This is a genomic window from Frigoribacterium sp. PhB24, from assembly GCF_003755185.1.
In the GTDB taxonomy this organism is placed as follows: domain Bacteria; phylum Actinomycetota; class Actinomycetes; order Actinomycetales; family Microbacteriaceae; genus Frigoribacterium.
The window spans coordinates 160,593-182,189 of record NZ_RKIC01000009.1 but is presented as its reverse complement, the minus strand read 5'-3'; the positions used below and the strand labels follow the sequence as shown (position 1 = coordinate 182,189).

Annotated in this window: 22 protein-coding genes; 10 read left to right on the top strand and 12 right to left on the bottom strand. The window is 70.8% G+C overall.

The window, feature by feature from the left end:
• The first annotated feature begins 29 nt into the window (after positions 1-29).
• Positions 30-1,868, top strand: a complete 1,839-nt coding sequence (locus tag EDF50_RS01430; protein ID WP_123517598.1) for a long-chain fatty acid--CoA ligase — start codon at positions 30-32, stop codon at positions 1,866-1,868.
• Here the strand turns inward: EDF50_RS01430 and EDF50_RS01425 are convergent, their stop codons facing one another.
• Positions 1,869-2,366 (bottom strand): peptide deformylase, encoded by a 498-nt coding sequence (locus EDF50_RS01425; RefSeq protein ID WP_123517597.1) that lies wholly within the window; start codon positions 2,364-2,366, stop codon positions 1,869-1,871.
• A gap of 158 nt (positions 2,367-2,524) precedes the next feature.
• On the opposite strand from EDF50_RS01425, the gene EDF50_RS01420 reads away from it, so the two are divergent.
• Entirely contained in the window at positions 2,525-3,337 is an 813-nt protein-coding gene (locus tag EDF50_RS01420) for a ParA family protein (protein WP_054146774.1), read from the top strand.
• 92 nt (positions 3,338-3,429) lie between these two features.
• Here the strand turns inward: EDF50_RS01420 and EDF50_RS01415 are convergent, their stop codons facing one another.
• The 3 genes from EDF50_RS01415 to EDF50_RS01405 all read right to left on the bottom strand — a co-directional run bounded on the left by EDF50_RS01415 (position 3,430) and on the right by EDF50_RS01405 (position 5,322).
• Complete coding sequence (locus tag EDF50_RS01415) at positions 3,430-3,978, bottom strand: MerR family transcriptional regulator (RefSeq protein WP_123518364.1); 549 nt, start codon at positions 3,976-3,978, stop codon at positions 3,430-3,432.
• Between the two features lie 154 nt (positions 3,979-4,132).
• Positions 4,133-4,831, bottom strand: coding sequence for a MerR family transcriptional regulator (locus EDF50_RS01410; protein ID WP_123517595.1), 699 nt, complete (start codon positions 4,829-4,831; stop codon positions 4,133-4,135).
• Positions 4,832-4,833: 2 nt separating this feature from the next.
• Complete coding sequence (locus EDF50_RS01405; RefSeq protein ID WP_123517594.1) at positions 4,834-5,322, bottom strand: FHA domain-containing protein; 489 nt, start codon at positions 5,320-5,322, stop codon at positions 4,834-4,836.
• A gap of 232 nt (positions 5,323-5,554) precedes the next feature.
• Here EDF50_RS01405 and EDF50_RS01400 point away from each other — a divergent pair, with 232 nt between their 5' ends.
• Entirely contained in the window at positions 5,555-7,060 is a 1,506-nt protein-coding gene (locus tag EDF50_RS01400) for a S1C family serine protease (RefSeq protein ID WP_123517592.1), read from the top strand.
• Positions 7,061-7,112: 52 nt separating this feature from the next.
• Here the strand turns inward: EDF50_RS01400 and EDF50_RS01395 are convergent, their stop codons facing one another.
• The 4 genes from EDF50_RS01395 to EDF50_RS01380 all read right to left on the bottom strand — a co-directional run bounded on the left by EDF50_RS01395 (position 7,113) and on the right by EDF50_RS01380 (position 10,217).
• Positions 7,113-8,105, bottom strand: a complete 993-nt coding sequence (locus EDF50_RS01395) for an NUDIX domain-containing protein (RefSeq protein WP_233570249.1) — start codon at positions 8,103-8,105, stop codon at positions 7,113-7,115.
• A gap of 211 nt (positions 8,106-8,316) precedes the next feature.
• Positions 8,317-8,703: a VOC family protein gene (locus tag EDF50_RS01390; RefSeq protein ID WP_123517589.1), complete on the bottom strand. Its 387-nt coding sequence runs from the start codon at positions 8,701-8,703 to the stop codon at positions 8,317-8,319.
• Between the two features lie 88 nt (positions 8,704-8,791).
• Positions 8,792-9,739, bottom strand: coding sequence for a J domain-containing protein (locus EDF50_RS01385; RefSeq protein ID WP_123517587.1), 948 nt, complete (start codon positions 9,737-9,739; stop codon positions 8,792-8,794).
• 70 nt (positions 9,740-9,809) lie between these two features.
• Positions 9,810-10,217, bottom strand: coding sequence for a TIGR02611 family protein (locus EDF50_RS01380; protein ID WP_123517586.1), 408 nt, complete (start codon positions 10,215-10,217; stop codon positions 9,810-9,812).
• Between the two features lie 62 nt (positions 10,218-10,279).
• Between EDF50_RS01380 and EDF50_RS01375 the strand changes: the two genes are divergently transcribed.
• The 3 genes from EDF50_RS01375 to EDF50_RS01365 all read left to right on the top strand — a co-directional run bounded on the left by EDF50_RS01375 (position 10,280) and on the right by EDF50_RS01365 (position 12,747).
• Positions 10,280-11,251 (top strand): aldo/keto reductase, encoded by a 972-nt coding sequence (locus EDF50_RS01375; RefSeq protein WP_123517584.1) that lies wholly within the window; start codon positions 10,280-10,282, stop codon positions 11,249-11,251.
• A 13-nt stretch (positions 11,252-11,264) separates the two neighbouring features.
• Positions 11,265-12,128, top strand: coding sequence for an aldo/keto reductase (locus EDF50_RS01370; RefSeq protein WP_123517582.1), 864 nt, complete (start codon positions 11,265-11,267; stop codon positions 12,126-12,128).
• 70 nt (positions 12,129-12,198) lie between these two features.
• On the top strand, positions 12,199-12,747 hold the full coding sequence (locus EDF50_RS01365) for a YbhB/YbcL family Raf kinase inhibitor-like protein (protein ID WP_123517580.1): 549 nt from the start codon (positions 12,199-12,201) through the stop codon (positions 12,745-12,747).
• Between the two features lie 70 nt (positions 12,748-12,817).
• On the opposite strand, the gene EDF50_RS01360 is transcribed toward EDF50_RS01365, so the two are convergent.
• Positions 12,818-13,822, bottom strand: coding sequence for an aldo/keto reductase family protein (locus tag EDF50_RS01360; RefSeq protein WP_123517578.1), 1,005 nt, complete (start codon positions 13,820-13,822; stop codon positions 12,818-12,820).
• 116 nt (positions 13,823-13,938) lie between these two features.
• Between EDF50_RS01360 and EDF50_RS01355 the strand changes: the two genes are divergently transcribed.
• From EDF50_RS01355 to manD, 3 genes are all read left to right on the top strand, one after another.
• Positions 13,939-14,757 carry an EI24 domain-containing protein gene (locus EDF50_RS01355; RefSeq protein WP_199738536.1) on the top strand — a complete coding sequence of 273 codons (819 nt, stop codon included), beginning with the start codon at positions 13,939-13,941 and terminating at the stop codon, positions 14,755-14,757.
• The gene (locus tag EDF50_RS01350) at positions 14,754-15,614 is read left to right on the top strand and encodes an aldo/keto reductase (protein ID WP_123517575.1); all 861 of its coding nucleotides are present in this window, start codon (positions 14,754-14,756) and stop codon (positions 15,612-15,614) included. The genes EDF50_RS01355 and EDF50_RS01350 overlap by 4 nt, the downstream gene beginning before the upstream one ends.
• 104 nt (positions 15,615-15,718) lie before the next feature.
• The gene (gene manD / locus EDF50_RS01345) at positions 15,719-16,957 is read left to right on the top strand and encodes a D-mannonate dehydratase ManD (RefSeq protein ID WP_123517573.1); all 1,239 of its coding nucleotides are present in this window, start codon (positions 15,719-15,721) and stop codon (positions 16,955-16,957) included.
• Positions 16,958-17,129: 172 nt separating this feature from the next.
• Here manD and EDF50_RS01340 read toward each other — a convergent pair whose 3' ends face one another.
• The 3 genes from EDF50_RS01340 to EDF50_RS01330 form a co-directional block, all read right to left on the bottom strand.
• Positions 17,130-18,599, bottom strand: coding sequence for an NCS2 family permease (locus EDF50_RS01340; protein ID WP_199738528.1), 1,470 nt, complete (start codon positions 18,597-18,599; stop codon positions 17,130-17,132).
• A gap of 112 nt (positions 18,600-18,711) precedes the next feature.
• Entirely contained in the window at positions 18,712-19,116 is a 405-nt protein-coding gene (locus tag EDF50_RS01335) for a hypothetical protein (RefSeq protein ID WP_123517571.1), read from the bottom strand.
• An 82-nt stretch (positions 19,117-19,198) separates the two neighbouring features.
• Entirely contained in the window at positions 19,199-20,056 is an 858-nt protein-coding gene (locus tag EDF50_RS01330) for a LysR substrate-binding domain-containing protein (protein WP_123518362.1), read from the bottom strand.
• Positions 20,057-20,199: 143 nt separating this feature from the next.
• Here EDF50_RS01330 and EDF50_RS01325 point away from each other — a divergent pair, with 143 nt between their 5' ends.
• Positions 20,200-21,522: an MFS transporter gene (locus tag EDF50_RS01325; RefSeq protein ID WP_123517570.1), complete on the top strand. Its 1,323-nt coding sequence runs from the start codon at positions 20,200-20,202 to the stop codon at positions 21,520-21,522.
• Positions 21,523-21,597 lie beyond the last annotated feature (75 nt).

Below are 21,597 nucleotides of genomic sequence, written 5' to 3'. Positions count from 1 at the left end.
AACCATCGTTCGGTACCGAAGGAGCTGCCGTGAACGAACACACCGTCCCACCCGTCGTCCCCGCCGACCCGTCCGCCAACGCGACCGACCTGCTGCTCATCCGGGCCGCGGCCACGCCCGACGAACCGCTCTTCTCCGTCCCGGACGGCACGGGCGGATGGCGCGACGTCACGGCCGCCCAGTTCCTCACCCAGGTGCGCGCCCTCGCGAAGGGCTTGATCGCGGCGGGCGTCGAACCCGGCGACAAGATCGGCCTGATGTGCCGCACGCGGTACGAATGGACGCTCATCGACTTCGCGACGTGGTTCGCGGGTGCCCTGCTCGTCCCCGTCTACGAGACGTCCTCGCCCGCACAGGTCCACTGGAACCTCAGCGACTCCGAGGCCGTCGCCGTCATCGTCGAGACCGCGGACCACTTCTCGCGCTTCGACGAGGTGCACCCCGAGCTCCCCGCCGTCACGCGTGTGTGGCAGGTGGACCTGGGTGATCTCGACAAGCTCGCCGTGTCGGGCGTCGACGTGTCCGACGACGAACTCGAGCGCCGCCGCAGCGCGGCCGTCGCCGACGACGTGGCGACGATCATCTACACCTCGGGCACCACGGGCCGCCCCAAGGGCTGCGTCCTCACCCATGCCAACTTCGTCGAGACGAGCCGCAACGCCGCCGTCGCCATGAGCGATGTCGTGGCCCCGGGCTCGTCCACCCTGCTCTTCGTGACGACCGCCCACGTCTTCGCCCGCTTCATCGCCGTGATGTCGGTGCACGCCGGGGTGAAGGTCGGCCACCAGGCCGACACCAAGCAACTGCTCCCGTCGCTCGCCTCGTTCAAGCCGAGCTTCCTGCTGGCGGTCCCCCGGGTCTTCGAGAAGGTCTACAACTCGGCCGAGCAGAAGGCCGAAGCCGGGGGCAAGGGCGGCATCTTCCGCCAGGCCGTCGCCGTCGCCATCGCTCACAGCAGGGCGCTCGACGAGGGCACCGTGCCCCTGGGTCTCAAGCTCCGCTTCACGCTGTTCGACCGCCTGGTGTACGGCAAGCTCAAGAAGGCCATGGGCGGCAACATCCGCTACGCCGTCTCGGGCTCGGCCCCGCTCGGTACGCGACTGGGCCATTTCTTCCGGAGTCTGGACATCCGCATCCTCGAGGGATACGGGCTGACCGAGACCACGGCACCAGCGGCCGTCAACCTCGTGTCGAAGTTCAAGATCGGGACCGTGGGACCGGCCCTGCCCGGGGTCGGCATCAGGATCGCCGACGACGGTGAAGTCCTCGTCAAGGGTGTCAACGTCTTCGCGGGGTACTGGAAGGCCGACGAGGCCACGGCCGAGGTCATGGACGACGGGTGGTTCCGCACCGGCGACCTCGGGTCGCTCGATGCCGACGGCTACCTCACCATCACGGGCCGGAAGAAGGAGATCATCGTCACCGCCGGCGGCAAGAACGTCTCGCCCGCGGCCCTCGAGGACCCGATCAGGGCGAACCCCCTGGTCGGTCAGGTCGTCGTGGTGGGCGACCAGCGCCCGTTCGTCGCGGCCCTCGTGACCCTCGACACGGAGATGTTGCCCGTGTGGCTCAACGACGCCGGAGAGGCAGCCGACATGCCGCTGGCCGAGGCCGCCCGGCACCCGAAGGTCCGCGCCGAGATCCAGCGTGCCGTCGACGGCGCGAACACGTCCGTCTCGCGCGCCGAGTCCATCCGCAAGTTCGAGATCCTGCCGGTGGAGTTCACCGAGGCCGGCGGCCACCTGACTCCGAAGATGAGCGTCAAGCGTGCCGTCGTCGTGAACGACTTCGCCCAGCAGATCACCGACATCTACACGGCCCACCCCGACACCGAGTCGGTCCGCACGGTCACCGAACGCGGACGCTGATCAGGCTCGCCACCAGTCGGCGGTCCGGATCTGCCGCATGGCGTCGCGTTTCGTCTCGGGGTCCAGGGTGAGCACGTACAGGATGCCGTCGAGGTGATCCGTTTCGTGCTGGAGGGCCTGGGCCATGAGCCCGGTGCCCTCGAGCACGACCTTCGCCCCGTCGAGGTCGACCCCCTCGACCCGGGCGTAATCGTAACGCGGGGTCGGGAACCAGAACCCGGGCACCGAGAGGCACCCCTCGTCGACGAGTGTCTTCTCACCCGAGACCTCGACGACGACGGGGTTCAGGACGTATCCGACCTGACCGTCGACGTTGTAGCTGAAGGCACGGAGCGACACGCCGATCTGAGCCGCGGCGACCCCGGCACGCCCCGGCTCGCGAACGGTGTCGAGGAGATCCTCGACCAGGGAGGCGAGTCGCGGGTCGCCGATCGTCACGGGGTCGGACGCCGACCGAAGGACGGGGTCGCCGAACAGGCGGATGGGTCTCACGCTCACGGCGCGCCTCCTGGGGGGTCTGGGGGCGGTGCGGACGACGCGTCACGACACCGTGCCGACGACGGGTGGACAGGCGCGGTCGCTTCGCGGAAGCGGACGCACGCCGGATCGACGTGGCTGTTGGGTGATTCAACAGTAGTGAAGGTATCGTCTGTGTCGTGCATGTACTCAGCGTCAGCTCCCTCAAAGGCGGCGTCGGCAAGACGACGGTGACGCTCGGACTCACGTCGGCCGCCTTCGCCAAAGGTCTCAGGACCCTCGTCGTCGACCTCGATCCCCAGTCCGACGTCTCGACCGGCCTCGACATCACGGTCTCGGGCCATCTCAACGTCGCCGACGTCCTCGCCTCCCCGAAAGAGAAGACGGTCAGGGCGGCCATCGCTCCGAGCGGTTGGACCAAGGGTCGCCAGGGCAAGGTCGACGTGATGATCGGCAGCCCCTCGGCCATCAACTTCGACGGTCCGCACCCCTCGATCCGCGACATCTGGAAGCTCGAGGAAGCACTCGCCAACGTCGAGGCCGACTACGACCTCGTCCTGATCGACTGCGCCCCGTCACTGAACGCCCTCACTCGAACCGCCTGGGCCGCGTCCGACCGCGTGACGGTCGTCACCGAACCGGGCCTCTTCAGCGTGGCCGCCGCCGACCGGGCCCTCCGGGCGATCGAAGAGATCCGCCGAGGCCTCTCGCCGCGCCTCCAGCCCCTCGGCATCATCGTCAACCGTGCTCGTGTGCAGTCACTCGAGCACCAGTTCCGCATCAAGGAGCTACGCGACATGTTCGGTCCCCTCGTCCTGTCCCCCCAACTGCCCGAGCGTACGTCCCTCCAGCAGGCGCAGGGCGCGGCGAAGCCTCTGCACGCCTGGCCCGGTGAGAGCGCTCAAGAGATGGCCCGCAACTTCGATCAGTTGCTCGAGCGCATCATGCGGACCGCGAAGATCGGCGACTACGCCGAGCCTGCTGCCCGCTGACCGGAGCAGACGGCACGACGAAGGCCCCACACGATAACGTGCGGGGCCTTCGTCGTCGACGAGCGCGTGTCGCCGTGCGGGTATAGGACGTCTCAGCTCGCGCGCGTGCTGCGGCGGGCTGCGAGCTCGTCGGACGGGTCGGCGGCAGGGGTGCTGTCGATCTCGACGAGACTCGACTCGACCTCACGGAGAACCTTGCCCACGGCGATGCCGAACACGCCCTGACCGCGACTGACGAGGTCGATGACCTCGTCGTCCGACGTGCACAGGTAGACGCTGGCTCCGTCGCTCATCAGGGTCGTCTGGGCGAGGTCGTTCACGCCGGCTTCGCGCAGTTGGTTCACGGCCGTGCGGATCTGCTGCAACGAGATGCCCGTGTCGAGGAGGCGCTTGACGAGCTTGAGGACGAGGATGTCGCGGAAGCCGTAGAGGCGTTGCGAACCCGAGCCTGCCGCACCGCGGATGGTCGGCTCGACGAGTTGCGTGCGAGCCCAGTAGTCGAGCTGGCGGTAGCTGATGCCGGCCGCCTTCGCCGCCACCGTGCCGCGGTAGCCGCTGTCGGCGTCGTGTTCGGGGAGGCCGTCGGTGAAGAGCAGACCCAGCTCGTAGCGGGATTCCTCGGGGGAACCTGACTCACTCATGCTGTTGCCTTCCACGTTCTTCTTCCGGAGCTCAACGTTCAACATCGGGTTGATGGTTGTACAGGACTCACGGTACCCACATCGGGGAGCTGCCTGGGCGACATTCGCTCCGACGGGTCGGCGTGTCGAGGATATTCGCCGGGAGGGCCGACGTCTAGGCGTCGAGGCGCCCCAGAGCAGAGCGGACGAGCCCGGCGCGGACGACGTCGACCTGCGCCGAGAGCTCGCGGGAGAGTTCGGCGACCCGGGCCCGGGAAGCCGCATCGTGTTTGCGGGCCAGCGGTGCGAGGGCCGTCTCGATGAGGCTCAGTTCGCGATCGACCGAGGCGCGAACCGTCCGCAGGTGGCGGGGGCCGATGCCCGACTTGCCCAGCTCGACCAGGGCCGACAGCACCGAGACGGATTCGTCGCCGTACCGACCCGCTGCGGGCAGAAGCGAAGCCGAGACGGCCTCGTCGAGGAGGGCGGACGATGCGCCGGTCTCGCGGAGCAGCTCATCGCGACCGAGCCGACGACCGTGCGTCAGGATGGAGACGGGCGCCGCCCCTGACGGGAGCGTCGCCGGACGACCGGCGTCGAGGTCGGCGAGATGCTGACGGATGACCTTGAGCGGGAGGTAGTGGTCGCGCTGGAGCCCGAGGATGAAGCGGAGACGCTCGACGTCGGCGGGCGAGAACTTGCGGTAGCCCGAGGGGGTGCGCACCGGGGTGACCAGCTCGCGCTCTTCGAGGAAGCGCAACTTGCTGTTCGAGAGATCGGGGAACTCGGGCTTGAGCCGTGAGAGGACCTGCCCGATCGTCAACAGGTCGGACGGCCCGGTCTGCGACGACCGGGCGGCGGCGGTGCGGGGCACGACTACGTGATCGCTAGGTTCGCGAGGTCGACCCGCGATGCGTAGAACGTCAGGCGGAACTTGCCGACCTGGACCTCGGCCCCGTCGGAGAGCCGGGCCTCGTCGATGCGGACACCGTCGAAGTAGGTGCCGTTGAGCGACCCGAGATCACGCACGCTGAAGCTGGTGCTCTCGCGTCGGAACTCCGCGTGCTTGCGGCTGACCGTGACGTCGTCGAGGAAGATGCCGGCATCGGGGTGACGCCCGGCGACCGTGACGTCGGAGTCGAGGAGGAACCGGGCACCGATGTTGGGGCCTCGACGGACCACGAGCAGCGCGGAGCCCGAGGGAAGTGCCGCGACGGCGTCGCGCTCGTCCGAAGACACGCCACCCTCGAGAGCGGCCAGTTGCGCCTGGAACTCTTCGTTGAAACTGAGGGTCGTGTCGACCTCGCGAGGGGCGCCGTGAGCGCGGTCCTGCGCGCCGGGTGCCGGGTTGGCGGGCTCTGCCATCGTGGACCTCCTTTGACATCCCAGCGTATCGGAACTCCGACCCTCGTCGGGAACCGATTTCGTCGACCGCCCCGGCGCGGAGGGGCACGCGAGGTGGTGAGACGGTCTCGACTCCGTTCACCGCGCCTCCTCATGCGACTCCCCACCGCCTCAGGGTCTGGTCATAGGGATCTCTTGGGATCGCACCGTTCCATGGACCCATCGTCACCACCACCGCCACAGGAGGCACACCATGAACGACCGAGACGGCGACATCACGACCGGCACCCCGGACGAGGCCACGCCCGTGACGCCTTCCGCGTCGACCGAGCAGCAGGCCAGGGAGGACGTCGAGCAGGTCGTCGGGCAGCCCGCCGAGGCGCACACGCTCCCCCACGTCACCGGCGTGTCCGATGCACGCTACGTGTCGGCGGCCCCGACCTGGATGGCCGGCGACGAGGCGCACCAGTCGTACGACGCGACGGCCGGCACCTCGACGGCGGCCGGTGGTGACGGCACACAGGGTGCGGTGCCCCCGGCCTTCGACGGCTCCCCCCGTCCCCGCCGCTCGAGGAAGTGGCTGGCCCTCACCGGCGCGGCCGCGGCCGTCGTCATCGTCGCGGGTGCGGCGGGCGGCGGCGCCTACGCCGCCGGTCGCTCGGCCGGCACCGCGGCGGCACAGGCCGCGAGCGAACGCCAGGCCCTCGAACTGCTTCCCCAGCTCACGCGGCCGGGCGGCGGATCGAGCGGCTCGACGTCCCCCTTCGGCGGCTCGACCCCGCAGGGTGGGTCGTCGCAGGATGACTCGTCGCAGCCGGGCACCTCGACCCAGACCAGCGCCGCGGCGGCCACCGACGAGGAGAAGGCCGGCGTCGTCACCATCGTGTCGACATTGAACTACGACGCGTCGTACAAGTCGGCGGGCACGGGCATGATCCTCACCTCGGGCGGGCTCATCCTGACGAACAACCACGTGGTGCAGGGCGCGACCAGCATCCAGGTGACCGTCGAGTCGACGGGCGAGACCTACACGGCCGAGGTCGTGGGCACCGACGCCACCAACGACGTGGCCGTGCTGAAGCTGCAGGACGCGACCGGCCTCACCCCGGTCGGCTTCGACACGTCCGGCGACGTCGCCACCGGCGACGCCGTCCACTCGACCGGCAACGCCGAGGGCACGGGTGACCTGGTCACCGCCGAGGGCACGGTCCTCGCCACCGACCAGTCGATCACGGTGCAGAGCGAGTCAGGCTCGGGCACCGAATCGCTGTCGGGCCTCATCGAGGTCGACGCGGACGTGGTCTCGGGCGACTCCGGCGGCCCGCTGCGGGACAGCGACGGTGACGTCGTCGGCATCGTGACGGCGGCCTCGCAGGGCTCGTCGACGATCACCGGGTACGCCATCCCGATCGACCACGCCCTGGCCATCGCGAAGCAGATCCAGTCGGGCACGGGGAGCTCGACCGTGCAGATCGGCCTGCCCGCCTTCCTCGGCGCGCAGATCTCGAGCACGACGGACGGCACCGCGGGCGGCGTCACGATCGCCGGCACCGTCGAGGGCAGCGCGGCGGCGTCGGCCGGTCTGGTCGCCGGCGACGTGATCACCGCCGTCGCCGGGACGGCCGTCGCGGACTCGACCGCGCTGACGGCCGCGATCCAGGCGCACGAGTCGGGCGACCAGGTCTCGGTCACCTGGACCGACACGGCCGGCACGTCGCACACCGCGACCGTCACGCTGGGCGACGGCCCCGCCGCCTGACCCACGAGTCGGCTCGCCGACGGCCCGCCCCACCGATCGGTGGAGCGGGCCGTCAGCCGTGTGGGTCGAGACCGACGGCCCGGCGGAAGACGCCCGGCCCGACGACGGTCGCGCCGGCGGCCACCGCCCGATCGGCGAGAGCGCGGTCGGCGGTCACGACGACGACGCGAGACGCACTGCCCGAGACGGCCCGCAGCTCGCGCACCCTGGCCACGATCGCCGAATCGCCGTCGGCCTCGGCCCGGACGACGGTCAGGCCGGGGAACGTGTCGCCCACGGCGCGGGCGTCGCCTTCGACGACGACGGTCATCCCCGGCCACCGCCAGGTGGGCGCCCCCGGTGGCTCGGCGGTGGAGGCGTCCGCGAAGGCGCCGGAGTCCGCCGTGGACGCGTCCGCGGCCGACCGACGCGACGCGACGGCCGCCCGACCCCGATCACCGCCCGACACGACGAGCGACTCGGCCACCCCGTGCCCGACTCCGCGCGACACGGCGTCCAGGAACCGGTTCGTGGCCCCGGCCCGGTCACGCCACCAGCCGTCGGGCCGAGAGCCGAGGACGTTCGCGACGTCGACCACGACGTGCACGTCGGCACCCATCTCGACCCGGAGCCTCGGCCACGACGCGGCGAACCCGGGGTGCAATGGGAGATCGGCGACTTCATCGGCCGGCACCCAGCTCAGGGCGATGCTCTCGGCGTCCGAGACGACCGGCTCGAACGGGCGCACCGCTCGGGCCACGACGGTCGTGTACGACCAGAATCCGAGGTCGAGTTCGGACGCGAAGAGCAGGCGCAGGGCGTCGCCCGGCACGGCGGCCTCCTCACCGCTCTCGCGGAGCGCCCCCTCGACGGCGCTCTCGTCGTGGTGGCGCGCGCCTCCGGGGAGCCCCCACGTGCCGCCGAAGTGGCTCCAGTCGGCCCGGTGCTGCAGCAGGACCCGGTCGTCCGGGTCGACGACGAGCAGGCCCGCGGCCCCGGCGCGACCCCAGAACCGACGCCCGTCGGGCGCTTCGACCCAGCCGTCCGCGGGTTCGTGCGTGTTCACGGGTCGAGCTTGCCACAGGGACCAGGAGGCGGTGCTCACCCCGCCTGCCGGACGTCACGTCGAAGGGACGACCGGCGGGTCGCCGACCCAACCGACGCGGCGACCGCTCCGAAGGAACACCTGGGGCTGGCCCGGAACCCGATGTCGGGCCAGCCCTCCCCGGCTTCCGGCACCGCGCCTCCTCGGTTCACCGACCGGGCCGCGAGGGCCCTCAGGGTTGCTGGACGGAGAAGACGTTGCCGGCGGGATCGGTGAACCAGGCGATGTCGGGGCCCCTGTCGACGCTGCGGCCACGCAGGACGCCGCGAGCGTCGGAGTGGCCGCCGAAGCGCTCGGGCTCGAGGCCGAGATCGGCCAGGTCGTCGAGGGCGACGTCGACGTCGTCGACCACGAAGTTCACCACCGTGAACGACGCCGGCACGTGGTCGGGCTTGCCGTAGACGAGGACCCACGCCGCGCCTCCCGGGAGGCGGAGGCGGAACATCTGACCCTCGACGACGACCTCGGTCTCGAGACCGAGCACGTCACGGTAGAAGGACATGGCGGTCGACACGTCGTCGACGCTGAAGCCGGAGTAGCCGGACTGCGGACGGAACACGGGTGTCCCCTTTCTCGGGTGGGACGTCCGACGGACGCCGACGTCGCGCCCAGCGTGGACCCTGCCCGCCCGACGCGCCAGCCCCCGGTCAGACGAAGCGGATGGCCTGCTGCAGCCGAGCGCGCACCTCGAAGACGTCCGAGATGCTGGTGCGGTCACCGAGCTCGGGACCGTGACGGAGCACCTGCGGCAGGACGGAGCGGCGTACGACCCAGGTGCCCCCGGCGCGGCGCCCGACCTTCTCGAGGGCCGGCGCGAAGTCGTCGTCGGGCACCACGATCAGCTGGGCCGTGAACGACACGCGCGTCTCGCGACGCACCGCACGGGCCTGGCGGGTCAGATCGCGGACCGGTTCTTCGTCGGCGGGGATGCCTCGACCGACGAGCTCGCCGCGCGACACCTGCACCTCGCTGCCCCAGTCGGAGGACTGGACCGCGAAGAGACCCGACGGACCGAGCACGACGTGGTCGAGCTTGCCCTCGGGGCCTGCGTCGACGTCGCTCCAGACGGTGAAGCCGATACCGAGGTCGGTGACGGCGGCGACCGTCGCCTCTTCGGCCATGGCGTCGGCCAGGACGTGACGGATCTCGGGAGGCGCGCTGCGGACGAGGCGCTCGTCGTAGGGATCGTCGAGCGGGACGCCGCGACCGACCCACTCGCGCATCAGGCCGAGGTACCGCTCACGATTGGCACCACCCGGGTGGCCGTGCACCCGAGCCTTGGGCTTGGAGTCCGTCCGCGCCGGTTCACGCGGCGGCGGTGACCAGCCCGGGGCACTCGAACCCGCGGACCGTGCACTGCCCGACGGGCTGGTGCTCCGTGAGTCCGACCCACGGTCGTAGGCGGCGCGCGCCTCGGGGGTGCCCACCTGGTGCCACGCCTGCTGCAGGTCGCGGAACGCCTGCGCGGTGCCGCCGAGGTCGGGGTGGGTCTGACGGGCGAGACGCCGGTAGGCGCGACGCAGGTCGTCGGTCGACGCCGTGGACGGCACGCCGAGCACCTCGTAAGGCGTGGCGGAGGCGGGACTGGGCGTCACGACGGCGACATTACCGAACGTCCGCTGGGCGTCCGGTCGACGACCACCCGATAGCGGTCGGCCCGGTGGTTCACCGCGACGGGACGGCCGACGCATCCACGGTCGACGAACGACGCGCCGACCGGGCGACCCGCCACGCGCGCCACCGGAGACGGGCGCGTCGCGCCAGTCGACGCACCCACTGGGTAATGCGGTGGGCCGCGGGGAACTCGGTGCCCAGAACGGCGACGCCGACGAAGACGACGAGCCAGCCGGGACCGGGCAGCGGGACGAGGATCAACCCGACGACGACGATCACGGCCCCGAGCACCCCGACGCCGATCTTGTAGAGCGATCGGAGGCGCGGGTGCGCGTCGAGCCGGAGACGCATCCTGGCATGGGCGTCGCGGAGGGCACGGCGCCGGCCGCCGCGACGCGGACCGGCCTCTCGCGGCTCGGCCGGGGGCACACCGTCCGGGGTCTCGGGCTGCTGGCTCATGACGGCGACGTTAGGGGGCGTTCCTGTGAGCAGGACGGCCCACGAGGGGGTAGCCAGGGAACATGGATTACACACACCTCGGACGCACAGGGTTGTCCGTCTCACGGGCCGTGCTCGGCACGATGAACTTCGGGCCGCAGACCACGGAGGACGACTCCCACGCGATCATGGACCGGGCCCACGAGCTCGGCGTCAACTTCTTCGACACGGCGAACGTCTACGGCTGGGAGAAGGGCGAAGGCATCACCGAGCAGATCATCGGGCGGTGGTTCGCCCGTGGGGGCGGGCGACGGGAGAAGACCGTCCTCGCCACCAAGCTCTACGGCGACATGGGCGACTGGCCCAACGACGGCAAGCTCAGCGCGTTGAACATCAGGCGCGCGCTCGACGCGAGCCTCACGCGTCTGCAGACCGACCACATCGACCTCTACCAGTTCCACCACGTCGATCGTGAGACGCCGTGGGACGAGATCTGGCAGGCGATGGAGGTCGCGGTCCAGCAGGGCAAGGTCCTCTACGTCGGCAGCAGCAACTTCGCCGGCTGGCACATCGCGCAAGCCCAGGAGGCTGCGAAGACGCGACACGTCACCGGTCTCGTGAGCGAGCAGTCGATCTACAACCTGATCGTCCGCGACGTCGAACGCGAGACGTTGCCGGCCGCGCGTCACTACGGCCTCGGGATGATCCCGTGGTCGCCGCTCAACGGCGGTCTGCTCGGAGGCGTCATCGAGAAGACCGAAGAGGGGTCGCGCCGACTCGAGGGCCGGAGCGCCGACTACGTCGCCGAGCACCGCGACCAGCTCGAGGCCTACGAGGCCTTCGCCCGCGAGCTCGGACACGCCCCGGGCGAGGTGGCCCTCGCCTGGTTGCTGCACCAGCCGGGCGTCACCGGGCCGATCACCGGCCCGCGGACCATGGCGCAACTGGAGTCGGCCGTCGCGGCCGTCGACGTGGAGCTGGACGAGGCCGCGCTGGCGCGGCTCGACGAGATCTTCCCCGGGCACCAGACGTCGCCCGAGGACTACGCGTGGTGAACCGGAGGACGACATGAAGACCAGGACCATCGGAGACGTGACGGTCAGTGCCATCGGCCTGGGCGGCATGCCCTTGTCGATCGAGGGCCGACCGGACGAGAGACAGGGCATCGCCACGATCCACGCCGCACTCGAGCAGGGCATCACCCTGATCGACACGGCCGATGCCTACCACCAGGCCGGCAAGGACGAGGTCGGCCACAACGAGTCGCTCATCGCCAAGGCGCTGAAGAGCTACCACGCCGACACGGACCAGGTGCTCGTCGCGACCAAGGGCGGTCACCTTCGACCCGAGGCCGGGGCCTGGGCACAGAACGGCGATCCGTCTTATCTCAAGGAGGCCGCCAAGGCCTCGGCGAAACGGCTCGGCGTGGAGACCATCGGGCTGTACCAGTTCCACCGACCGGACCCGGCGGTGCCCTATGCCGACTCGATCGGGGCGCTGGCCGAGCTGCTCGACGAAGGCGTCATCCGCATGGCGGGCATCTCGAACGCCACGCCCGACCAGATCCGTGAGGCCAACGACGTCCTGGACGATCGTCTGGTCTCGGTGCAGAACCAGTACTCGCCCGCGTTCAGGTCGAGTGAGGCGGAACTCGTGCTGTGCGACGAGATGGGGATCGCGTTCTTGCCGTGGAGCCCTCTCGGCGGGATCACGAACGCGGCCGAGCTCGGCGCGAAGCACGCCGTGTTCGCCGAGATCGCCAACGCCCGCCGGGTCACCCCCCAGGTGCTGACGCTCGCCTGGGAGCTGGCGAAGTCCGAGCTGGTCGTCCCGATCCCGGGGTCGACCCGGCCGCAGACGATCATGAACTCGGCGACGGCGACGTCGATCAAGCTCTCGGCCGACGAGATCCAGCGGCTCGACGCCGCCTGATCCGACACCGGTGCGCCCGCCCCACGGGACGGGCGCACCGTCACGACCACCCGAACGAACAGGAGACCCCATGGCCGACGCCAACCTGACCCGCCCCTACGACATCATCGGCATCGTGCCCGAGTTCGAGCTCACGAGCACGGACCTCACCGACGGGGGCGAGCTGCAGCGCGCCCAGGTGAGCGGCATCATGGGCCCCGGTGGCGACGACGCCAGCCCGCAGTTGAGCTGGTCCGGAGCACCCGAGGGCACCAAGAGCTTCGCCGTGACGATCTACGACCCCTATGCCCCGACGGGTTCGGGCTTCTGGCACTGGGCCGTGGCGGACCTGCCCGCCGACACGACCACGCTGCCCTCCGGCGCGGGAGACGACCGGGGTTCGGGTCTGCCCGACGGCGCGATCCAGCTGAAGAACGACGGCGGGCTCGCGCGCTACGTCGGAGCGGCACCGCCCGAAGGTCACGGACCGCACACCTACTTCGTCGCGGTGCACGCCCTCGACGTCGAGACGATCGGGGTGGACGAGACGGCCAGCCCGGCATACCTGGGCTTCAACCTGCACTTCCACACCCTGGCCCGCGCGGTGATCTCGGCCACGTTCGAGGTCCCCGCGGCCTGACCTGGGACGCGACGACGACGCCCCGCCACGATCTCGTGGCGGGGCGTCGTCGTGTCGACCGGCAGATCGATCAGGCCTCGCGGCCGCTCGGCATCTGCGTCTTGCGCGGGTCGGTCTCGGCGAGTCCGTCGAAGATCGCCTCGATGCGCGACAGCACGTCGGCCTCGAGGGTGACGCCCGACGCCTTCGCGTTCGACTCGACCTGCTCGGGGCGCGAGGCACCGATGATCGCCGAGGCCACGTTCTCGTTCGACAGCACCCATGCCAGCGACAGCTGGGCCTGCGTGAGGCCCAGGTCGGCCGCGATCGGCTTCAGCTGTGCCACGGCGTCGAGGACGTCGTCGCGCAGCCAGCGCTCGATCATGCCCGCGCCGCCCTTCTGGTCGGTCGCCCGACTACCCGCGGGCAACTCGGCCCCCACCGTGTACTTGCCGGTGAGCACCCCCTGCGCCACGGGCGACCAGACGATCTGCGAGATGCCGAGCTCGGACGAGGTCGGGACGACCTCGTCCTCGATGACACGCCAGAGCAGCGAGTACTCGGGCTGGTTGGAGACGAGTTGGATCTTGAGGTCACGGGCGAGGGCGTGCGCCTCACGGAGCTGCTCGGCGTTCCACTCCGAGACGCCGATGTACAGCACCTTGCCCTGGCGGACCAGGTCGGCGAAGGTCTCCATCGTCTCGTCGAGGGGCGTCTCGACGTCGTATCGATGGGCCTGGTACAGGTCGACGTAGTCCGTCTTCAAGCGCGTCAGCGAGCCGTCGATCGACTCGGTGATGTGCTTCCGGCTGAGCCCGGTGTCGTTGTGCCCCTTGGGCCCGGTGGGGCCGTAGACCTTCGTGAAGATCTCGAGCGACTCGCGTCGCTCGCCCTTCAACGCCTCGCCGAGGACCGTCTCGGCCTGTGTGTTCGCGTAGACGTCGGCCGTGTCGAACGAGCTGATGCCGACGTCGAGAGCGGCACGGACGCAGCGCGTCGCCGTGTCGTTCTCGACCTGCGAACCGTGGGTGAGCCAGTTGCCGTAGGTGAGCTCGCTGACCTTGAGTCCGCTGTTGCCGAGGTACCTGAACTTCATGGACGACCTTTCTCGGTGGTGCCGCGTCGATGCGGCACCCGGTCGACGCTACGCGCCGACGACGCGACGGGGCGTCCGACCGCACCCGCGCCTCCTGCACCGGTTACGCTCGCCCGGTGGCGGTGATCGGGGAGTTATTCGGTGGGGTGGGCCTCCTGGGGCAGGGGCTTCGACTGTGGGCGACGTCTCCGCGGCTGATGCTGCTGGGCGCCGTCCCGGCCCTCGTCGTGGGCGCGGTGTTCGTCGCGGCGCTCGTGGGCGTGGGTCTCGCCGCCGACGACGTCGCCCGCGCCGTGACTCCCTTCGCGGACGACTGGCCCGAGTGGTCCCGCGGCCTCGTCCGCCTCGGCGGTGGTCTGGCCGTCGCGGCCCTGGCCGTGCTGCTCGCGGTCGTGGCGTTCACCGCCGTCACGCTGCTCGTCGGCGATCCCTTCTACGAGCGCATCTGGCGTCGCGTCGAGCAACGCGCCGGCGACGCGCCCGCCGACCTCGACCGGGGCTTCTGGCGCGGACTCGCCCGCAGCGCCGGAGACTCGCTGAGACTGCTGCTCGCCACGGCCGGCGTCGGTGTGCTGCTGTTCGTCGGCGGATTCGTGCCGGTGCTCGGCCAGACCGTCGTCCCGGTGCTCGGCGCGCTCACCGGCGGGTGGTTCCTGACCGTCGAGCTCACCGGCTACGCCTTCGACGCGCGGGGTCGGTCGCTCGCCGACCGTCGCCGCGGGCTCGCCGTCAACCGGGCGCGCACCCTGGGGCTGGGCACCGCGACCTACCTGCTGTTCTTCGTGCCGCTCGGGGCGGTGCTCGTGATGCCGGCGGCCGTCGCCGCAGCGACCCTGCTCGCCCGCGAGGTCACGACAGGGCCGACCGCGGCGCCGTCCGTCGGACCGACCGGACCGACCGCCGGCCCGACCGGCGACTACCATCCCCCGGCATGACCACCCCCGCCACACCGACCAACCCCGCCGTCACCCTGCCCGACGGGCGCGTCGTCCCCGCCCTCGGCCAGGGCACCTGGAACGTCGGCGACGACCCGAGCCGCCGCGACGACGAGATCGCCGCCCTGCGCGCGGGCCTCGACGCCGGGCTCACCATGATCGACACCGCCGAGATGTACGGCGGCGGGCGGTCCGAATCACTGGTCGGCGAAGCGATCGCCGGTCGGCGCGACGAGGTCTTCCTGGTCAGCAAGGTCCTGCCGGGCAACGCCTCGCGGCACGGTACCGTCGACGCCTGTCACGCCAGCCTCGAGCGGCTGGGCACCGACCGCCTCGACCTCTACCTGCTGCACTGGCGGGGACGTCATCCCCTCACCGAGACCGTCGACGCCCTGGAGGCGCTGGTCGCCGAAGGCGCGATCGGCGGCTGGGGCGTCAGCAACTTCGGCGTCGACGACCTGCACGAGCTGCTCTCGGTTCCCGGCGGCCAGAACGTCCAGACGAACCAGGTGCTCTACAACCTGGCCCGTCGCGGACCGGAGTTCGACCTGCTGCCCTGGGCGCGGGAGCACGGCGTGCCCCTGACCTCGTACTCCCCCGTCGACGGCGGTGAACTGCTCGGGCACCCCGTGCTCGAGCAGGTCGCGACCGACCTCGGGGTCTCGTCGGCCCAGCTCGCCCTGGCCTGGGTGCTGCGCCTGGCGCCCGACCTGATGGTCGCCGTCAAGGCGGGCTCGGCCGAGCACACCCTCGAGAACGCGGCGGCGCTGGCGATCGACCTCGACGACCAGGCGTTCGTGCAGCTCGAGCGCGCGTTCCCCGCACCGACGACCGCGGTGCCGCTCGAGATGCGCTGACCCGCGCCTCCCGGGCTCGCCTCGTGCTCACGCATGCGCCAGAGTGGTGGGACCAGCCCGGGTGACATCGACGTCACCCGGACGCGAGCTCCAGAGGACACCGCATGATCATCGACAGAGCCGACGTGATCGTCACCAGCCCCGACCGCAACTTCGTGACGCTGAAGATCACGACCTCCGACGGCGTCACCGGGCTCGGCGACGCCACCCTGAACGGGCGCGAACTCGCCGTCGTCGCCTACCTGACCGAGCACGTCGTGCCCCTGTTGATCGGGCGCGACCCGGCCCGTATCGAGGACACCTGGCAGTTCCTCTACCGCAGCGCCTACTGGCGACGCGGGCCCGTCACGATGGCCGCCATCGCCGCCGTCGACGTCGCCCTCTGGGACATCAAGGCCAAGGTCGCCGGCATGCCCCTCTACCAACTGCTCGGCGGGGCCTCGCGCACCGGGCTGCTGACCTACGGCCATGCCTCGGGGAAAGACCTGGAAGAGCTCTTCGACAGCGTCCGCGACCACCAGGAGCAGGGCTACCAGGCGATCCGGGTCCAGACCGGCGTGCCGGGGCTGAAGTCGATCTACGGCATCGCCTCGAACGCCACCTTCGACGCCAACAGCGGCGTGCGCTACGACCACGAACCCGCGCAGCGCGGCGCCCTGCCGAACGAGGAGGACTGGGACACCCGCTCGTACCTCCGGCACGTGCCGACCGTCTTCGAGGCGGTGCGGGCCGAGTTCGGACCCGAGATCCCCCTGCTGCACGACGGGCACCACCGCATGACGCCGATCCAGGCGGCGCGGCTCGGCAAGAGCCTCGAGCCGTACGACCTGTTCTGGCTCGAGGACGTCACCCCGGCCGAGAACCCCGAGGCCCTCCGGCTCGTCCGCCGGCACACGACGACCCCGCTGGCCATCGGCGAGATCTTCAACACCGTCTGGGACTACCAGCAGATCATCCGCGAGCAGCTGATCGACTACGTACGGAGCGCCGTCACGCACACGGGCGGCATCACCCATCTCAAGAAGGTGCTCGACTACGCCTCGCAGTACCAGATCAAGTCGGGCATGCACGGCCCGACCGACATCTCTCCCGTCGGCATGGCGGCCGCGATGCACCTCGGGCTCGCGATCCACAACTTCGGCATCCAGGAGTACATGAAGCACGGCGCGAGGACCGACGAGGTCTTCGAGCAGAGCTTCACCTTCGAAGGCGGCATGTTGCACCCCGGCGAGCAGCCCGGCATCGGCGTCGAACTGGACGAACGCGCCGCCGCGGCGTACCCGTACGCGCAGGCCTACCTGCCCTACAACCGGCTGGCCGACGGGACCGTCCACGACTGGTAGTCGTCAGGGCCGGGCCGGCGTCGCGAGACCCGGAGGCGCGGCGCGGGCGAACGCGTCAGTCGCCCCTCGTCGGCAGCCGCGCCGGGCGTCGAGGTCGAGGAGTCACGACATGCCGCTCACCTTCGAAGGTGAGCGGCATGTCGTGACCTCTCGGGGAGGCGAGCCGGTGGGGTCAGCCCAGCAGGGCCTCGATCGGACCGCGGACGAAGTAGACCAGGAAGCCGGCGGCGACGATCCACAGCAGGGGGCTGATCGTGCGGGCCTTGCCCGCGAACGCCCCCACGACGACCCAGCTGACGAAGCCGACGCCGATGCCGTTCGCGATCGAGTACGTCAGGGGCATCGTGATGACGGTGAGGAACACCGGGAGCGCGACCGAGAAGTCGGTCCAGTCGATCTGGCTGATCTGCGACACCATCAGCGCGCCGACGATCACCAGGGCCGAGGCCGCGACCTCGAGCGGCACGACCTGGGTCAACGGCGTGAAGAACATCGCGAGGAGGAAGAGCCCGCCCGTCACCACGGAGGCGAAGCCCGTCCGGGCACCCTCGCCGATGCCGGAGGCCGACTCGACGAACACCGTGTTCGACGACGAGCTGGTCGCTCCGCCGGCGACCGCGCCGACGCCCTCGACGATCAGGGCCGAGCGCAGGCGGGGGAAGGTGCCGTCCGCGTCGGCGACGTCGCCCGCCTTCGCGAGGCCGGTCATCGTGCCCATGGCGTCGAAGAAGTTCGTGAAGACGAGCGTGAAGACGAGCATGACGGCCGAGAGCACGCCGATGCGGGCGAAGGCTCCGAAGCTAAACTCGCCGACCAGCGAGAGGTCGGGCAACGCCACGATCTGGGTGGGCAGCACCGGGGCGTTGAGGTTCCAGTCGTCGAGGTTCTGCCCGTTCGACGGCGGCACCTGGAAGATCGCCTGCAGGGCGATGGCGACGACCGTCGTTGCGACGATGCCGATGAAGATCGCCCCGCGCACCTTGCGGGCCATCAGCACGCCGATGACGAGCAGCCCGATGACGAAGGTGATCGTCGGCAGGGTCGCCACCGACCCGGCGTCGCCGAGCTGCACGGGGGGCGACGACGTGCCGCTGGTGCGGACGAAGCCCGAGTCGACCAGGCCGATGAACGCGATGAACAGGCCGATGCCGACCGTGATCGCCGTCTTGAGGGCGGCCGGCACGGCGGTGAAGATCATGCTGCGCAGGCCGGTGACGGCCAGGATCGTGATGACGAGGCCGTTGATCACCACGAGACCCATGGCCTCGGGCCAGGTGACGTCCTGCACGACGTTGACGGCGAGGAACGAGTTGATGCCGAGGCCGGCGGCGAACGCGAACGGGAGGCGCGCGACGGTGCCGAAGAGGATCGTCATGACCCCGGCGGTGAGGGCCGTGACCGCGCCCACCTGGCCGTTCTGCAACCAGTTCCCGGCCACGTCCTTCGCGGCCTGGTCGGCACTGAACCCACCGAGGATGAGCGGGTTGAGGATGACGATGTAGGCCATCGTGACGAACGTGACGACGCCGCCCCGGATCTCGCGGGCCCAGGTCGAGCCGCGCTGGCTGATCTCGAAGAACCGGTCGAGGGCGCCCGCGCCTCGGGGTCTCGGCGGCGTGGTGGCGGGAGCGTTCGTGGCCATGGCGATGCGTCTCCGGTGAGATCGGATGTCGAGGGGGAAGAGAACAGGATAGGGCGTGCGCAGGTGCACCCTGCAACGACCCCGCCCCGTGACCGCCGACGCGATCGGCCGCCTAGGAGGCGCGGTGCACGCCGAGCGCGCGCGTCACGAGGGGCACCTGCAACGGCAGCCGGACGAGGGTGACGGCCGTGCGACCAGTCGTGGCCCGCTCGCTCTTCAGAGCTCGCAGGGCCATCGAGACGTTGGCCGGGAAGACGGCCACGAAGAGCACGGCGGCGGCGAGGCCGCCGGCCGGACGCGTCCTCGGGGCGAGGAGGGCGGCGGCGATGCCGACCTCGGCGAGACCCGAGCTGATCGTCCAGAACCGGGCCGGACCCGGGACGCTCCGGGGGACGACGGCGTCGTACGCGGCGGGCTTCGCGAGATGCAGGAGGCCGGAGCCGCCCAGGATCGCGGCGAGGACGCGCGCGTCCCGACGGGCGGCGGACTTCTGGCGGCGTGTGGGGCGGTGACTCATGCGACCATCTTGCGCGCGCCTCCCGGGGCGGGGTGTGGGCGGCGCGCCGGAAGGCTCGGACCGTTCGTGGGCTCGGCCCGGCTCAGACGGCCCTGCTGACACCTCGGCTGGTGATCGCCGACATGAGGGCGTCGACGGGCTCGCGAGCGGCGCCCGGGTTGGCGACGAGCACGTAGTCGACGTCGCCGAGGGTGGGCAGCGTGAACCGGTCGCTCACCTTGACGAGGTCGGTGGGGATCAGTGAGAACGGGAACACGGCGACACCCATCCCCGCCCGGACGGCGGCGAGGACGCCGTTGACGTCTCGGGTGTTGCAGGTGATGCGCCAGGTACGACCGGCTCGCTCGAGGGCGTCGATGGCCATCTGACGGCTGAGGCTGGGCGCCTGGTACGCGATGAGCGGCACGGGCTGGCCGGGCTCGACGACGAGCTTCTCCTGGCCGATCCAGACCATGGCGTCGCCGGCCACGCGGGTGCCCTCGTCGGACTCGCCGGCCGTCTGCTTGACGAAGATGAGGTCGAGGTGACCGGCCGCGAGCCGGCGGCGCAGAGGGGCGGACTGGTTGACGGTGAGTTCGAGGTTGATCTGCGGGTAGAGCTGGCGGAAGTGGCGCAGGATGCGGGGCAGCTGGGTGATGGCGAGGTCGTCGGCCGCGCCGAAGCGGAGCCGGCCCCGCATGGCCGAGCCGCTGAAGTAGCTCTCGGCCGCGGCGTGGGCGGCGAGGATCGTCCGGGCGAAGCCGGCCATGGCGTCGCCGTTGTCGGTCAGGCGCACGTCGCGGGTGTCGCGGGCGACGAGGGTGCGTCCGGCGGCCTTCTCGAGCCTGCCGACCTGCTGGCTGACCGTCGGTTGGCTGATGCCGAGGCGCTGCGCGGCCCGGGTGAAGCTGCGGGTCTCGGCGACGACCAGGAACGTCGTGAGCAGCGTGGGGTCGTACACGGCGCCTCCTTCGTCGAGCGGGCCGGAGGCGCCGTCATTCACGAAGCCAATGCGACCCATCATCTCCCACCGGGGTCCGAATGACCAGGTCGGCCCTACCGTTGATGCAGACCGTGAACCGAACCACCAGCGCAGGAACAGTGATGTCCGCCCCGCCCCGCACCGACTTCCCCCCGACCGCTCCCCTTCCGATCAGCACGACCCGTCCGCCGTGGCGGCACACCTTCATCGCCTTGAGCGTGCCGAACTTCCGCCTCTGGACGGCGGGCAACGTCGTCGCGATGACCGCCGGCTGGATGCAGCGCATCGCCCAGGACTGGCTCGTTCTCGAGCTGACCGGCAGCGCGACCGCCGTCGGCATCACCGTGGCCATGCAGTTCGCCCCCATGCTCTTCTTCGGCCTGCTCGGCGGGGTGATCGTCGACCGCTTCTCGAAGCGCGCCCTCATGCTCGTCACCCAGAGCGTCTTCGCGATGCTCAGCCTGGGGCTCGCCGCCCTGACGCTCGCGGGCGTCGTCGAGGCCTGGCACGTCTTCGCCATCGCCTTCGCCACGGGCCTCGTGACGGTCGTCGACAACCCGGCCCGCCAGGTGATCGTCACCGAACTCGTCGGCCACACCCACCTGCGCAACGCCATCAGCGTCAACTCGAGCGTGTTCCAGCTCGGCGGGATGGTCGGCCCCGCGATCGCCGGCGTGCTGCTGCTGGCCGTCGGGGCGGGCTGGGCGTTCGTCGTCAACGGCGTCGCCTGCCTGGTGGTGGTCGTGATGCTGACGATGCTGCGGACGGCGCAGATGACGCGCGTCGCCTCGTCCGCCCGAGGACGAGGTCAGCTCAGGCAGGGCCTCGCCTATGCGCGTTCGAAACCGACGATCGTCGTACCCGTGCTGCTCGTCGGCGTCTACGCCGTGTTCGGCCTCACGATGCCCGTGCTGCTCGCGTCCTTCGCGGCGGACGTCTACGACGTCGGCCCGGGCGGCTACGGACTCTTCAACTCGATGATCGCCGTCGGAGCCCTGACCGGTGCCCTGTTGTCGACGCGACGCGCGACGATCCGGCTGCGCACCATCGTGTCGGGCGTGCTCGTGACGGGCGTGCTGCAGGCCGTGGCCGGGTCGATGCCGTCGCTCGTGCCGTTCGCCGTCGTGCTCGTCGGCGTCGGGCTCGCGTCGCTGCTGTTCTTGACGGCGGCGAACCAGCTGGTGCAGATGTCGAGCAACATCGCGATCCGCGGGCGGGTGATGTCGCTGTACATCCTCGTGCTGCTCGGCGGCCAGGCGATCGGGGGGCCGCTGATGGGCGTGATCGTCGAGACCTTCGGCACGCACGTCGGCATGATCGTCTCGGGCGGCGTGCCGGCGGTCGCTGCCGCCGTGACGGCCCTCGTGCTCGCTCGTCGCGGACAGCTGACGCTGCAGGTGCGCACCCGGTGGCACGTCCCGGTCGTCACCATCGAGCAGCGCTAGGCACGGACGGCGCGCCGGGTCGCCTAAGCGGGCTAGTTCGTCGGTCCCGGTCGTGCGCGAGCGCCCGTCCGGCAC

Bases quoted from the DNA above. Each gene is read 5' to 3' on its own strand.
- EDF50_RS01360 (WP_123517578.1), bottom strand. From the start codon at position 13,822: ATGAAGTTCAGGTACCTCGGCAACAGCGGACTCAAGGTCAGCGAGCTC.
- EDF50_RS01370 (WP_123517582.1), top strand. From the start codon at position 11,265: ATGAAGACCAGGACCATCGGAGACGTGACGGTCAGTGCCATCGGCCTG.
- manD (WP_123517573.1), top strand. From the start codon at position 15,719: ATGATCATCGACAGAGCCGACGTGATCGTCACCAGCCCCGACCGCAAC.
- EDF50_RS01415 (WP_123518364.1), bottom strand. From the start codon at position 3,978: ATGAGTGAGTCAGGTTCCCCCGAGGAATCCCGCTACGAGCTGGGTCTG.
- EDF50_RS01400 (WP_123517592.1), top strand. From the start codon at position 5,555: ATGAACGACCGAGACGGCGACATCACGACCGGCACCCCGGACGAGGCC.
- EDF50_RS01380 (WP_123517586.1), bottom strand. From the start codon at position 10,217: ATGAGCCAGCAGCCCGAGACCCCGGACGGTGTGCCCCCGGCCGAGCCG.
- EDF50_RS01405 (WP_123517594.1), bottom strand. From the start codon at position 5,322: ATGGCAGAGCCCGCCAACCCGGCACCCGGCGCGCAGGACCGCGCTCAC.
- EDF50_RS01335 (WP_123517571.1), bottom strand. From the start codon at position 19,116: ATGAGTCACCGCCCCACACGCCGCCAGAAGTCCGCCGCCCGTCGGGAC.
- EDF50_RS01365 (WP_123517580.1), top strand. From the start codon at position 12,199: ATGGCCGACGCCAACCTGACCCGCCCCTACGACATCATCGGCATCGTG.
- EDF50_RS01350 (WP_123517575.1), top strand. From the start codon at position 14,754: ATGACCACCCCCGCCACACCGACCAACCCCGCCGTCACCCTGCCCGAC.
- EDF50_RS01340 (WP_199738528.1), bottom strand. From the start codon at position 18,599: ATGGCCACGAACGCTCCCGCCACCACGCCGCCGAGACCCCGAGGCGCG.
- EDF50_RS01325 (WP_123517570.1), top strand. From the start codon at position 20,200: ATGTCCGCCCCGCCCCGCACCGACTTCCCCCCGACCGCTCCCCTTCCG.
- EDF50_RS01375 (WP_123517584.1), top strand. From the start codon at position 10,280: ATGGATTACACACACCTCGGACGCACAGGGTTGTCCGTCTCACGGGCC.